This is a genomic window from Bifidobacterium merycicum DSM 6492 (assembly GCF_900129045.1).
GTDB classification, from domain to species: Bacteria; Actinomycetota; Actinomycetes; order Actinomycetales; family Bifidobacteriaceae; genus Bifidobacterium; species Bifidobacterium merycicum.
Map to the genome: position 1 here is coordinate 484,858 of NZ_FQTX01000002.1, position 13,538 is coordinate 498,395.

Here is a 13,538-nt window from a genome sequence, read left to right on the forward strand (position 1 = left end):
CATGGATCAGTTCATAGAGGGTACGATGGATACCCGTGAAATCATCAAGGGCAAGCTCCGTCAGTGCTTCGACGGAAAGATTGTCCGGAAAGACCTCACAAAGAAGATCAAGGAAGGGGCCAATGTACCCGTCTATGTACTTGAGTTCCTACTGGGGCAGTATTGCAGCTCCGATGACGAAGAAGTCATCGAAAAAGGCGTCGAGAACGTCAAAAGGATTCTCGCCGATAATTTCGTCCGCCCGGATGAGGCCCAGAAGATCCTCTCCATGCTCCGCTCCCGTGGCAGCTATACCGTCATCGACAAGATCACGGTGAGCCTGAACATCAAGCGGGATGTGTACGAGGCAGAGTTCTCCAACTTGGGTCTGAAGGCCGTTCCGATCTCCGACGAATATCCGGAGAAATTTGACCGGCTGCTCTGCGGCGGTATTTGGTGCATCGTTCAGCTGGATTACGAGTACATCGAAGAAGATAAGAAGAACGGGAATCCGATCCAAATCCGTAAACTCACGCCAATCCAGATGCCCCACGTAGATATCAACGAACTGAAGGAAGGCCGGAAGTCATTCACCAAGGAAGAGTGGATGGATGTCCTGCTCCGCTCCATCGGCATGGAGCCAGACACCCTGACAGAGCGTGAAAAATGGCTGTTGCTTCTCCGTATGGTGCCGCTGGTAGAGAATAACTTCAATCTGTGTGAGCTTGGGCCGAGAAGCACCGGCAAAAGCCACCTGTTCAAAGAAATCTCTCCCAACAGCATCCTCGTTTCCGGTGGCCAGACGACTGTAGCGAATCTGTTCTACAACATGGCTCGGAAACAGGTCGGCCTCGTCGGCTTGTGGGACTGCGTCGCCTTCGACGAGGTGGCCGGGATCAATTTCAAAGACAAAGACGGCATCCAGATTATGAAGGACTACATGGCATCCGGTTCCTTTGCCCGTGGCAAGGAAGAAAAGGCCGCCAGCGCTTCGATGGTGTTTGTTGGCAACATCAATCAGAGCGTGGACGTTCTCCTGAAGACCAGCAGCCTCTTTGATCCGTTCCCTCCGGAGATGGGAACCGATACGGCGTTCCTCGACCGCATGCATTGCTATATCCCCGGCTGGGAGATTCCGAAGTTCCGTCCGGAGCATTTCACCGATGACTACGGCTTCATCACAGACTACCTCGCCGAGTTTATCCGGGAGCTGCGGAAGGAGCAGTATGGCGATGCGCTGGACCACTTCTATCATCTTGGTAAGAACCTGAATCAGCGCGATACCATCGCTGTCAGGAAGATGGTTGGCGGCCTCATCAAACTGCTGTATCCGGACGGTGAGTACACCAAGGATCAGCTGGAAGAAATCCTGAAACTGGCACTGGAGATGCGCCGTCGTGTCAAAGAGCAGCTCAAGAAATTGGGCGGCATGGAATTCTACGACGTCAACTTCTCCTACATAGATAACGAGAGCTTTGAGGAGCATTTTGTTTCCGTTCCCGAGCAAGGCGGTGGCAAGCTGATTCCGGAGGGGCTCTGCAATCCTGGTCAGGTATATACCATTGGCCACGGCAAATCCGGCATGATCGGTGTCTTCCGGCTGGAGAGCCAGATGCTGCCCGGTAACGGAAAATTAGAGCGGACCGGCATCGGGACGGACCGGGATGCCCGTGAATCCTCCAATACCGCCTTTAACTTCCTTAAGGCCAACGGAAACCGGATCAGCGGGTCCATCAGCACGACCACGAAGGACTACATCATCAACTATCAGGACTTGCAGGGCATCGGGATGACCGGAAAACTGGCGCTTCCAACACTGATTGCACTGTGCTCTATCGCTCTGAACAAGCCAACACTGAGCAGCCTCGCCGTGCTGGGTGAAATCAGCATAAGCGGCACGATGATCAAGGTCGAGGAGCTGGCCAATGCGCTGCAGGTGTGCTTGGACAGCGGAGCCAAGAAGGTACTCCTGCCGATCACGTCGGCGGCAGACCTCGGCACAGTACCTGCAGAGCTAATCGGCTGCTTCAACCTCATCTTCTACAACAGCGCGGAAGATGCAGTATTTAAAGCGCTGGGAGTCGAGTAAAGGGGGACAGCAGGCATGGCGCAGTTTGATGTAAACAGCACATCCGTTGAGAATATTATCAGCTCCATAAAGGCTGGCGAGATAGCCATCCCGGAGATTCAGAGGCCTTTCGTATGGGACGGATCGAAGGTCCGTGACCTGATGGACTCCCTCTACAAGGGATTCCCGGTCGGATACATCATTGTCTGGAAGAATCCGGACGTCCGACTGAAGGACGGGAAGATTTCATCTGGCAAGAAGATTCTGATTGATGGTCAGCAGCGCATTACAGCGATTCAGGCTGCGGTCGTTGGCCAGCAGGTGGTGGATTCAACTTATAAAAAGAAGCGGATCACCATAGCCTTCAATCCCATCGATGAGGTCTTTGAGGTCTGCAATCCGGCCATTGAGAAGGACGTGAAGTGGATTCCGGATATTGCGCAGGTCTTTGACGTCAGCTTTAATGCGTGGGAGTTCGTGAACAACTACTGCCAGATCAACGGTCTTGACGGGCAACAGCCTGAGATCAACAAGACGCTTATGAAGCTGATGTCCATCAAAGGCATCAACCTCGGCGTAACTGAGCTGTCGCAGGCACTGACCATTGATGAGGTTACGGATATTTTCATCCGCATCAACTCTCAGGGCGTTGTGCTGTCACAGGCGGATTTCGCCATGTCCAAAATCTCCTCCGACGATAAATACGGTGGCAACGAGATCCGAAAGATGATCGACTACTTCTGCCACTTCATGCAGAGGCCTTCAGACTACGAGCAGATTATCAGCAATGACGCTGACTTTGCCAAGTCAGATGCCCTGAATAAGATCAAATGGATCGTGCAGGAGCAGGAAGACATCTACGTTCCAAACTATGCCGACGTGCTCCGCGTTTCCTTCACCCATAAATTCAAGAGAGGCAAGATTGCCGATCTGGTCAGCCTGCTCTCCGGACGTAATTTTGAAACCAGAGAGAATCTGGAAAGCATCGCGCAGGACTCCTTCCAACAGCTGCGGGAGGGCGTTGAGGCCTTTGTCAGCGAGACCAACTTCAAACGGTATCTGATGATCGTCCGCTCGACCGGCATCATCGATTCTTCATTGGTGCGCTCCCAGAACGTGCTGAACTTCGGCTACATTCTGTATCTGTCACTGAAGGACATGAAGGTTGAATCCGCTGTGATTGAAACACTGGTCCGGAAATGGATCGTGCTTTCCATCCTGACGGGCCGCTATTCCGGTTCCGCAGAATCCGCCATCGACTATGATATCAAGCGTTTCACGGAACAAAACCCTGTGCAGTTCCTGAAGAATACTGAAGCCGGTGAGCTGTCAGATGCCTTCTGGGATACCGTTCTGGTACAGCGGCTTGATACCTCTGTCTCCAGCAGCCCGTACTTCCTGACCTTCCTCATGGCTCAGGTCAAGAGAGGTGCACGCGGGTTCCTGTCCAGTCAGATTGACGTTCAGTCCCTGATTGAACAGCGTGGAGATATCCATCACATCTTTCCGAAGAAGTACCTGCAGAAGAACGGCGTCAACAACCGGAAGGATTACAACCAGATCGCGAACTATGTGTACACGCAGTCCGAGATCAACATCAAGATCAAGGACGATGCTCCCTGCGAGTATATGGCGAACATGAGAAAGCAGGTCGCCGGAGAGGGCAACTTCTATGGCAGCATCACCACGATGGAAGACCTCGAAGCGAATCTGGCCGAGAACTGCATTCCGGTGGAGTTCATGGAGATGGATATCTTCGACTACGCGCTGTTCTTGGATACTCGCCGGACGATGATGGCACAGTACATCAGGGATTACTACAGGAGCTTGGATTAGGTCTTGATCGAGAGATTAACTTATGGAGGCAGGCAATGACATATAAAGAATTTGTAGAAGCGACAATCTGCAATTTGAGCCAACCAGTATATGAAGAACTCAAACAGTTGTTGCTCGGAGTATACATATCTTTCTCCATCATAAACCATGAGGATGTCACTATAGATATTCTCGCCGAGAAGGTTTGTGATTACTTTGGCACGCTTGAAATCAAAACAGGTAAGACGTTCGATAAGCATATCGAAACCTACATGAATGATATTGATTCCATTGTGGGGCCACGCATTGCCAAAACTCCACAGGCAAAGAAGGGCGATACGACACCGATCGTTGTTCCTCGGTCAAGGAAGTATTACGAAAAGGCTATTGCTACCAAAGGATTAAAAAAGCCTTCTATGACCCAGCTGGTTGATTATTCTCGGATCATGATGTGCCTTTACACTGCGGCGAATAACAGCGAAGGAAAACCAATTACAAATTTTGACTACGCTGCAGATTGCCTTATTCCAGCAAGTATCATTGATGCCATGAAAAGAGAGGAAGTCTCGGTCGTGTTTCCTCCTTCAAAAAAGAAACGGTTTGACACGAAGGAGCTATACAGCGGTGACGTGTGCACATTGATATTATCTATTCTGATCCTCTGCTCGATCATCAACGGAAAAGTAGAAGGAGAAACTGATCATGAGTAATACGGTAGTTATTGAGACTTTGGAGCAACTGAAAGCATTTCTGAATGAAAAAGGCGTTATGGAAATTGCGGTCAGGAATCAGAACAAGCGGTTCAAAGCCTTTCAGAAGGTCATGATCAACAATCTTCCGGAAACGCAGGAAAAAGAGCTTGCTCAAAAAGTTATTCATGCACTCAATAAAAATACGCTGCTGAACGAACGAAATCTGAATCTTCTGGGAAACGTGGCGAAGTTGCAGCAGATTGGCATACTTTTAAATGGCCTGAATCTGTGTGCTACCTGCGCTGGTTTTGCGATTATGTACGCGAAACTGGATGCGATGAGTTCAGAAATCAATCAGCAGCTCTACCAGCTTCAGAAGACAATAAAGCAGACTCAAGACATACAGAATGATTATGAGTTCAATAAGGTCCTTGCAGAGCATACGGATATGCTGGACAGCCAGCGTAAACAGCAGCCTTATTCCGAAGGGAAAATGCGTGAACTTGTTGATCGCGAGTACAATGTCCTGATGCTTCTGATCAGTTCTTTTCAAAAGGATATCTCAGGGGACCGTAGTGCATTGATCTTTTCGATCTTCTCTATGCTTGCTATGTTTACTGTATCCCTGCGTAGTTTTGACGAGCTGTATTACTTCAACAATCGTCAGGCACTGGGCGAAAAAGACGCATGGCATCTGGCCCATGATAAATGGATGAGTGTATACGACACTTTATCATCCGAGTGGTTTATTGAAAAGCTGCAGGATTATGGGACGTTCGAAACAAAGCTATCAACACTGGGTGTCGATATCTACTACATCAGTTTACTGGATCAGGTGGCTGAGCTGAGAGGCGAAATAGAAGATAATCAGGCCTTGATTATTGCTATAGGAGACATTGAGCTTTTCAGGCAGTTTAAAGAAATGAGTGCACAGGAAGTGGCTGATTCCATTGAATCAGCATTCAGAGAAGCTGGTGGCGATTTGGATGATGAAACCATCAGGGCAGCTTATCAGAATGCAATGCAACAGGCAGCTATGGCATGAGGTGAACGGTTATGGATGTTTCCGTCAAGAATGCTTTTGAGAAGCTCACAAAAGCGTGCGAGCGAGTAGATTCTCTCCGGCAAAAACAGAAGAATGGATTATCCCTGAAAAGACTTCTTGCGGAGGATATCTATGCCTTTATATGCCTGATCTCAAAATCTGGAACAGAAGAAAGATATAGCTATTTCAACGAGGTGTACCAGGGTGGAGCCTTCCCCTCATCTGAATTGAATTGCATCAAGGAAGGCGGCTTGCCCAGAGCATTTATTGCGTTAAATGAGTTTGATCGCTCTGTTCGAAATACGAATACTGTGCAAACAGCCGGTCTGTTTGTGTCCTTCATTTCTGAACTGGGCAAGTCCTATCTGCTCAGCAGATTTGACAAAAAAGAAGTTGATTCCAAGAAATATATAGACTATATCCGGTCATTACAAGATGCTCTTCCTTGCCAAGATGAGGACCGGTCCAACGATAGAGCCAAGGCTTCAGCTGGTGTGGCATCACAGAACAAGCCCTCCCAAGGGATGGAGCTGGAGGAAGGCAAGAAAAGTGAAGAGCCAGCGGAATCCGTACAGGAAGATGTACCGGAAGAAACTTTAGAGGAACTGTTGGAAAAGCTGAATGCCCTGATCGGACTTGCAGGAGTAAAGCAGGAAGTCACGACCCTTATCAACATGATAAAGATAAAGAAGATTCGTGACTCTCGTGGATTGGAAACAGCCAGCATTTCAAAGCATCTGGTTTTTCTGGGAAATCCCGGAACAGGAAAAACTACGGTTGCAAGGCTGCTCTCTAAGATTTATAAACAGCTCGGTGTTCTCGAAAAAGGACAGCTGGTGGAGGTTGACCGGGCAGGCCTGGTAGCCGGATACGTGGGTCAAACAGCACTTAAAACAAAAGAAAAAATCGATGAGGCGATGGGCGGCATCTTGTTTATTGATGAAGCCTACACTTTGGCAAAAGGCGGATCGGACTTTGGACAAGAAGCTATCGATACCATACTGAAAGCAATGGAGGATAATAGGGAGAACTTTGTTGTCATCGTGGCCGGATACCCGGAACCGATGGAGCAGTTTTTGGGATCAAATCCAGGCCTCAAATCCCGTTTCAATAAGAACATTATGTTTGAGGACTATTCGGAAGAAGAACTGTTGTGTATCTTTAATGCCTTCTGTAAGCCCTTCAATATGAAACTCAGCATTGAAGCAGAGTATTGTGTCAAGGAGTACTTGCACTGGCTCGTCCAACATAAATCAGAGAACTTTGCAAATGGACGTGAAATGAGAAATCTATTTGAATTGGCACTTTCAAATCAGGCGAATAGACTGGCTGAAAAAGTAGACATCACAGACGACGAGTTAAACGAGATCGCCAAGGATGATCTTCCTGTATGGGTAATCCATCCGCAGAATAGCGAGGAGTGATTATGGTCGGCAAGTATAAGGTCATTACACTTTGTGGCAGTACCCGGTTCAAGGACGCATTCATGGAGGAACAGAAACGACTGACGCTGGAGGGCAACATCGTGATCAGCGTGGGACTCTTCGGCCACTCTGGCGATGATGAGGTCTGGACCGAGGGCACCAAGGAAATGCTGGATGACATGCACAAACGGAAAATTGATATGGCGGATGAGATTTTCGTGATCAACGTTGGTGGCTATATCGGGTCCAGCACCCGGTCCGAGATCGAGTATGCGACCGCAACTGGGAAGACTGTGAACTATTTGGAGCCTATGTCATGAAACAGAACAATACGGAGAACACCGAATGGTCCTTCCTAAGCTACGAGGAGAAGAACCGACAACTTTTCCTCCGGCAGAAGAAAACGCTCGATATGTTTTTGGAACGCGGTGCCATATCGCAGGCCCAGCACGATAAAAGTCTCCATGACCTGATCGAAAAGATGGGAATAAAGGATAGCTGAGGCATGAAAAATCAATACTTTGGGGATGTTGGCGATTATGGAAAATACGGACTACTGCGCTTTATTGCAAAGCGTGGTGTGACAATTGCGGTCAATTGGTATCTGACGCCTGACGATCAATCGAATGATGGGCACATACGAGGCTATCTTACTAATGACAGGGATCGTAAATATGATCCGGAACTGTTTGATGTACTTCGGGAAATGAGTATTCATAAAGAGAAAAATGTCGGTCGCTTTGCAGAGCGAGAAATGATCCCCGGCACGATTTACTTTGATAGTATCGTTCAGCCACAGCTTTCTGACTCGACATTGTCGGTGACTGACAAGCGACTGGCACGGGAACGATGGCATCAGCAGGCACTTGCGGGATGCTACGGACCAGAACTCGTATTCATGGACCCGGACAATGGATTGAGAGAAGGCAGTCCCACGGCACGGAAAGATGCGCAGAAGTTCGTCTATGCATCGGAGGTATATAGCTACTATAACCGGGGACAGGACGTATTTTACTATTGCCACAAGGGACGACGGACAGAGACCCAGTGGGAAAAGGCAAAGCGCATTATGCAGGAGTCTTGTCCTGATGCGGTAATGCTGGGTATCACATATCATCGTGGAACGCAGCGAAGCTACATTTTTGTGTTGCATCCAGAGAAGGAAAAGTTATATCGCGTCCTACTGAAGGATTTTCTGGAAACTGCATGGAAAGACTGCTTTACATCAGAGCCCATCTCACAGGCATAACACGATAAATACTATTATGTTTTATTCGAGAAAATGGGCGTACAGAAGAATTGAGGTGCAGCATGGCAGACATTTTCAGGATCGTGATTAAAGGCGGTTCCGGGTACGGTCCGGTGGACGAGGCCTTTAGCGACAAAGTGACTATCGACTGTGATTCCATCAGATATGAATATACGCCAGTGGTGGAAAGTGAAATCAATATGCCGAGGAAATGGACATATAAAACCTCCAGCCCGATCTTTCAAAAGCTGTTTAGAGAGGCGGCGGCTGCGGTTGAGGTTATCCTTAACTGGGAAGAGGAACCGTTTGTAACAGATCTCGGTGTTACCTCATTCACAGTCACATACGCGGATAAAACCAAGGCCACAAGGGATTTCATCCTTCCGGGAGATGATTTCAAAGAGTGCTTTGCCATTATCAAACAGATGGTGCCGGGATGTGAATACACTCCAGCGGTACTTCTTACATCGGACGACTACGATGAAGAGGGGTGAGAAGCAGGCTCCACATGACACCTTTTAACGATTCCCCGCACAGTTTAATTATTCCAGCACCTTTTAATTATTCGACCACATTTTAATTATTTGCCGGTCGGCGGTGTGCAGGAGGGTAAGTTTCTCCGGTACCGCACATGCACAATGACAATTGCATAAAGCATCAAGGGCCTTCACAGCTCTGCCGGAATGACCGGTGGGACCGCGAAAGCCCTTGATTTCTTTATGTTTTGGGCACGTATGTGCCGGATGCTGACTTTATCATTTGTATCAAAGACAGCGTCTTTATAGATCCGGCCTGTGGAACTGCCGGCTTTCTTATTTCCGCAGCGGAGTCCATTCGCGCGAACTATGAGAAGAAGATGACCGAGGACGAATGGAGCATGTTCTCCGGCGAACAGTTCACCGGCTTTGATACGGATCAGACCATGGTTCGCATTTCGGCCATGAATCTGTTGCTGCATGCCATTGACCACCCTGACATTCGTAATCAGGATAGCCTTTCCCGCTTGAACACCATCAGAGACAAGTTTGATTTGATTCTTGCCAATCCGCCGTTTACCGGCAGCGTGGATGTTGAGGACATCGATGATTCGCTGAAGGCGGTTGTGGAAACTAAGCAGACGGAGCTGTTGTTCGTCGCATTGTTCCTGCGCATGCTCAAGCTTGGTGGCCGTTGCGTGTGCATCGTGCCGAACGGCGTGCTGTTTCACTCCAACTCGAAGGCCTACCGGCAGTTGCGCGCCGAACTGGTGGACAACCAGAGGCTCGAAGCGATTATCTACATGCCGTCAGGAGTGTTCAAGCCGTATTCAGGCGTAAGCACCGCTATTCTCGTGTTCACGAAGACGGACGCAGGCGGCACGGACAAGGTTTGGCTCTACAACATGGAGGGCGACGGATACACGCTCGACGACAAGCGCGATTCGGACGAGAAGCACAACGACATTCCCGACATTCTCGAGCGATGGGGAAACCTCGACACGGAAGAACAGCGCGCCCGTACTGATAAGAGCTTTCTGGTGCCGAAGAGCGAAATTGTGGAAAACGATTACGATTTCAGCTTCAACAAGTACGCGGAAACAAAGTACGAACGTATTGAATATCCACCGACTGAGGAAATCCTCGCCGATCTTGATGATTTGAACAGGAAGATGACGGAAAGCCTCGCGGAACTGCACAAAATGCTCGGAGGTGCCCAGAATGACTGACAAACCCCAATTTGTCGGAAAGAAAGTGAAGCTCGGAGAGCTGTGCGAGATATGCTCCGGTGGAACTCCCAAACGTTCCGTTGCTGAATACTGGAAAGATGGAACCATACCTTGGGTGAAGATTGGAGACATGTCCGAAAAGTATGTTTCATCAACTGAAGAGCGCATAACAGACGCTGGATTTAACAACTCTTCTGTGAAAATGCTTGAGCCTGGAACCCTGCTATATTCAATATTCGCTTCGATTGGTGCTGTGAGCATCTTGAAGATTCCTGCGACAACGAATCAAGCAATTGCTGGTCTCAAAATTAAAGATGATTCACTTGATCGCGATTTTTTATACCATTATTTAAAATCCCGAGAATCGATATCGAAATCATCGGGCAGGGGCGCTGCACAGAACAACATCAATCTGACCATTTTGCGTAATATGCAGGTCACGTTACCCTCGATAGAAATTCAAAGGAGTATTGTTCGGAACCTCGAAATGATTTCGAATCAAGTGACGATAGCAGAATCGCATCTTATGGACCTTGATGCTCTCGTCAAATCCCGGTTTGTCGAAATGTTCGGAGATCCAATACGCAACCCATTAAGAATGTCTGTTTCTTCGGTAGAAGAACTTGCCGCGCCAATTAAAAACTCAATGAAAGCAGGCCCATTTGGTTCGGCTTTGAAAAAAGAAGTCTATGCTGAATCTGGGTATAAGGTCTATGGACAAGAGCAAGTCATCTCTGGCGATCAATTTTTGGGGAACTATTACATTGATAAGGCGAAATATGAGCAGCTTAATAGTTGTAAAGTAATGCCGGGCGATGTCTTAATTAGCCTAGTGGGCACGGTGGGAAAAGTTCTGATTCTTTCAGAGGACTGTCAGCCTGGAATCATCAATCCGCGACTTGTCAAAATTATTTTTGATAAAAGAAAGATTTTTCCAGAGTATTTCGCTATTGCGTTTTCTCTGGAGTCCGTTCGCAGTTCGCTGCTTGGCAGAGCACATGGACAAACAATGAATGTTCTAAACCTTGGAATGATTAAGAAATTGAAATTGCCCGTACCGCCTATCTCGCGGCAAAAGGAGTATTTGAATTTCGTTGCGCAGGTCGATAAATCGCGATTTGTCGCCCAGCAACAGATCGAAAAACTGCAAATGCTTTACGATAGCCTCGCTCAGGAGTATTTCGGAGATTAGAGTTCGTTAAACCCTGATATTGCAAGGTTCTCGATGGCTTACGGCACCTTTTTTGTAGGGAAACCAACAAGGAGGTGCCTTTTCTCATGCAACAGACAATCGAACGAATTGACCGTCTTATGGCCCCTATGCTGAATGATGAGCAGGCTTCGGAACTTCATACGGTGCTTGTGGCCTGTCTAACTGAGAAAGGTGGGAATCCACGCGGTCCCGAAACAATGACCGAATGCATAGACTTGTTTCTTGCCGCGAAGAAGCTCGAAGGTTGTTCAGAACGGTCGTTGCGTTACTATGCGACCACATTGTCCCGTTTTGCTACGGAAATCTCCAAGCCGGCTCACGACATCACCACCGACGATATTCGCGACTATCTCACACGATATTCGCGTGATGGCCGCGTAGGCAAGACAACAATCGACAACATCCGCCGCGTCATCTCCAGTTGCTTCTCCTGGCTTGAAGAGGAAGACTACATTTACAAAAGCCCTGTACGTAGAATCAAGAAAATCAGGACTTCGAGAACGTTGAAACCCGTGTATTCGGACGAATCGCTTGAACAACTCCGTGACTCCTGCAAGGAGACGCGTGACCTTGCAATGATTGATTTATTGACATCTACGGGCATCAGGGTAGGCGAGCTGGTGCAGCTGAATCGTCGTGATATCGACTTCGATGCACGCGAATGTGTGGTCCACGGCAAAGGGGACAAGGAACGACGAGTCTACTTCGATGCCCGTGCGAAAACTCATCTGCTCGTATACCTTGAACAGCGAATGGATGACGAGCCCGCCTTGTTCGTTTCCCTGCAACGTCCATTTAATCGATTGGAGATCAGCGGTGTGGAGGCTAGGCTTCGCAAGCTTGGCAAGGTCTCAGGCGTCAAGCATGTGCATCCGCATAAATTCAGGCGAACGCTTGCGACGAAGGCTATTGATAAAGGAATGCCAATTGAACAGGTGCAGGTGCTGCTCGGACACAGTAAAATCGACACGACTCTTTGCTATGCGCAGGTGGATCAAAGCAACGTCAAGCGTTCCCATCGCAAATTCATATCATGACACCCAGCAAACACCAATTTGACGGACATAGAGTACGTATTCCCGATGTATTTGATTTGCAGATGGGAAAGACTCCGTCGCGGAAGAATCCCTTGTACTGGCGCGATGGCAATCATGACTGGGTCTCTATAGCAGATTTGGGTTCCTTCGGTAAGTATGTTGGCAAGACGAAAGAACGGATTAATGATTTTGCAGTAAAAGAATCTGGCATTAAACTGACTCCGGCGAATACGGTGTTGATGAGCTTTAAATTATCCCTTGGCAAGACATCGATAACGACAGAGCCTGTGTACACAAACGAAGCCATTATGGCTTTTATCAATAAAGGCTTGTATCCGGTTGACACCAGTTTTATGTACCATCAATGCCGCTCAAAAGATTGGGCTGCGGGGACGAATGCTGCTGTTATGGGGAAGACACTGAACAAAAGGACACTTGGACGGTCCGTTATCTTTTTGCCCTCACTTGAGGAACAGGAAGATATAGCAGCAAAACTTGATTTCATCGATGAACAGCTTCAAAAAGCGAAGGATGTTCTTCATGAGCTTGATTCTCTCGTCAAATCCCGGTTTGTCGAAATGTTTGGGAATGACAAACTATTTCAAGCTCGTCAAATGGGGCAGTTGTTTTCAGGAATAGTGTCAGGCACTAATGTAAGTGGCAAGCAGAGGTCAATATTGCCGGGTGAGTTTGCAGTACTAAAGATCAGTGCTGTTACGAAAGGGTTCTTTAAGCCAAATGAATATAAAGTGGTTGATGATGTCTCGAATATAAAAATGATTCACCCGCGAAAAGGAGATTTACTTTTTAGTCGAGCAAATACGAGTGAGATGGTTGGAGCTACTGCAATTGTTGATGATGACTATGAACAATTATTCCTCCCTGATAAGCTGTGGCGTCTTGATCCTGCTGAGGGGGTCAATTCTCTATTTCTCAAATACTTATTGTCGACAGAGAGAGTTCGGGCTGAAATATCCAAGGCGTCAACCGGAACGAGCGGTTCAATGCAAAACATTTCGATGGCAAAATTCAGCCGGATTGATGTTTTCTTACCCTCGGCGGAGCTGCAGCAACAATTCGCTGATTTTGCTGCGCAGGTAGACAAATCGCGATTTGCTGGAACGTTCACTGGGACAATAAATGTGAAAAACTATGCAATAAGCTGTAGTGTGCATAATAATTCTGGTCGTATTCCCAATGAGGCTCTGCACAGCGTAAGAGAAGTGACGGAATGCGCGTTATTCGAGCTGCAAGAGTTGTACGATAGCCTTACGCAAAAGTATTTCGCTCTGTGAATGAACGAAGGGGTCT

Annotated in this window: 13 protein-coding genes; all 13 read left to right on the forward strand. The window is 47.9% G+C overall.

What is annotated here, in order from left to right; translation table 11 throughout:
* The first annotated feature begins 1 nt into the window (after nt 1).
* The 13 genes from brxL to BUB29_RS04780 all read left to right on the forward strand — a co-directional run bounded on the left by brxL (nt 2) and on the right by BUB29_RS04780 (nt 13,522).
* A complete protein-coding gene (brxL, locus tag BUB29_RS04720) occupies nt 2-2,068 on the forward strand; it encodes a protease Lon-related BREX system protein BrxL (protein ID WP_033523814.1) in 2,067 nt (688 codons plus the stop codon).
* 15 nt (nt 2,069-2,083) lie between these two features.
* A complete protein-coding gene (locus BUB29_RS04725) occupies nt 2,084-3,883 on the forward strand; it encodes a GmrSD restriction endonuclease domain-containing protein (protein ID WP_033523813.1) in 1,800 nt (599 codons plus the stop codon).
* Nucleotides 3,884-3,918: 35 nt separating this feature from the next.
* Nucleotides 3,919-4,572: a hypothetical protein gene (locus BUB29_RS04730; protein ID WP_033523811.1), complete on the forward strand. Its 654-nt coding sequence runs from the start codon at nt 3,919-3,921 to the stop codon at nt 4,570-4,572.
* Nucleotides 4,565-5,599, forward strand: a complete 1,035-nt coding sequence (locus BUB29_RS04735) for a hypothetical protein (protein ID WP_033523810.1) — start codon at nt 4,565-4,567, stop codon at nt 5,597-5,599. The genes BUB29_RS04730 and BUB29_RS04735 overlap by 8 nt, the downstream gene beginning before the upstream one ends.
* An 11-nt stretch (nt 5,600-5,610) precedes the next feature.
* Nucleotides 5,611-7,023: an AAA family ATPase gene (locus BUB29_RS04740; RefSeq protein WP_051915112.1), complete on the forward strand. Its 1,413-nt coding sequence runs from the start codon at nt 5,611-5,613 to the stop codon at nt 7,021-7,023.
* A gap of 2 nt (nt 7,024-7,025) precedes the next feature.
* Entirely contained in the window at nt 7,026-7,343 is a 318-nt protein-coding gene (locus BUB29_RS04745; RefSeq protein WP_033523809.1) for a hypothetical protein, read from the forward strand.
* On the forward strand, nt 7,340-7,525 hold the full coding sequence (locus BUB29_RS04750) for a hypothetical protein (RefSeq protein ID WP_033523808.1): 186 nt from the start codon (nt 7,340-7,342) through the stop codon (nt 7,523-7,525). Before BUB29_RS04745 ends, BUB29_RS04750 begins: the two co-directional genes overlap by 4 nt.
* Nucleotides 7,526-7,528: 3 nt before the next feature.
* The gene (locus BUB29_RS04755; protein WP_033523807.1) at nt 7,529-8,272 is read left to right on the forward strand and encodes a hypothetical protein; all 744 of its coding nucleotides are present in this window, start codon (nt 7,529-7,531) and stop codon (nt 8,270-8,272) included.
* Nucleotides 8,273-8,334: 62 nt separating this feature from the next.
* The gene (locus BUB29_RS04760; RefSeq protein ID WP_033523806.1) at nt 8,335-8,766 is read left to right on the forward strand and encodes a hypothetical protein; all 432 of its coding nucleotides are present in this window, start codon (nt 8,335-8,337) and stop codon (nt 8,764-8,766) included.
* 242 nt (nt 8,767-9,008) lie between these two features.
* The gene (locus tag BUB29_RS04765; RefSeq protein ID WP_234945693.1) at nt 9,009-9,977 is read left to right on the forward strand and encodes an HsdM family class I SAM-dependent methyltransferase; all 969 of its coding nucleotides are present in this window, start codon (nt 9,009-9,011) and stop codon (nt 9,975-9,977) included.
* Nucleotides 9,970-11,169 (forward strand): restriction endonuclease subunit S, encoded by a 1,200-nt coding sequence (locus tag BUB29_RS04770; RefSeq protein WP_051915110.1) that lies wholly within the window; start codon nt 9,970-9,972, stop codon nt 11,167-11,169. The genes BUB29_RS04765 and BUB29_RS04770 overlap by 8 nt, the downstream gene beginning before the upstream one ends.
* Before the next feature lie 86 nt (nt 11,170-11,255).
* A complete protein-coding gene (xerA, locus tag BUB29_RS04775; RefSeq protein WP_033523489.1) occupies nt 11,256-12,227 on the forward strand; it encodes a site-specific tyrosine recombinase/integron integrase in 972 nt (323 codons plus the stop codon).
* Nucleotides 12,224-13,522, forward strand: coding sequence for a restriction endonuclease subunit S (locus BUB29_RS04780; protein ID WP_051915109.1), 1,299 nt, complete (start codon nt 12,224-12,226; stop codon nt 13,520-13,522). Before xerA ends, BUB29_RS04780 begins: the two co-directional genes overlap by 4 nt.
* The last annotated feature ends 16 nt before the right edge of the window (nt 13,523-13,538 follow it).

Excerpts from the sequence above, each read along its gene's own strand:
- brxL (WP_033523814.1), top strand. The coding sequence starts at position 2 with ATGGATCAGTTCATAGAGGGTACGATGGATACCCGTGAAATCATCAAG.
- BUB29_RS04725 (WP_033523813.1), top strand. The coding sequence starts at position 2,084 with ATGGCGCAGTTTGATGTAAACAGCACATCCGTTGAGAATATTATCAGC.
- BUB29_RS04730 (WP_033523811.1), top strand. The coding sequence starts at position 3,919 with ATGACATATAAAGAATTTGTAGAAGCGACAATCTGCAATTTGAGCCAA.
- BUB29_RS04735 (WP_033523810.1), top strand. The coding sequence starts at position 4,565 with ATGAGTAATACGGTAGTTATTGAGACTTTGGAGCAACTGAAAGCATTT.
- BUB29_RS04740 (WP_051915112.1), top strand. The coding sequence starts at position 5,611 with ATGGATGTTTCCGTCAAGAATGCTTTTGAGAAGCTCACAAAAGCGTGC.
- BUB29_RS04745 (WP_033523809.1), top strand. The coding sequence starts at position 7,026 with ATGGTCGGCAAGTATAAGGTCATTACACTTTGTGGCAGTACCCGGTTC.
- BUB29_RS04750 (WP_033523808.1), top strand. The coding sequence starts at position 7,340 with ATGAAACAGAACAATACGGAGAACACCGAATGGTCCTTCCTAAGCTAC.
- BUB29_RS04755 (WP_033523807.1), top strand. The coding sequence starts at position 7,529 with ATGAAAAATCAATACTTTGGGGATGTTGGCGATTATGGAAAATACGGA.
- BUB29_RS04760 (WP_033523806.1), top strand. The coding sequence starts at position 8,335 with ATGGCAGACATTTTCAGGATCGTGATTAAAGGCGGTTCCGGGTACGGT.
- BUB29_RS04770 (WP_051915110.1), top strand. The coding sequence starts at position 9,970 with ATGACTGACAAACCCCAATTTGTCGGAAAGAAAGTGAAGCTCGGAGAG.
- xerA (WP_033523489.1), top strand. The coding sequence starts at position 11,256 with ATGCAACAGACAATCGAACGAATTGACCGTCTTATGGCCCCTATGCTG.
- BUB29_RS04780 (WP_051915109.1), top strand. The coding sequence starts at position 12,224 with ATGACACCCAGCAAACACCAATTTGACGGACATAGAGTACGTATTCCC.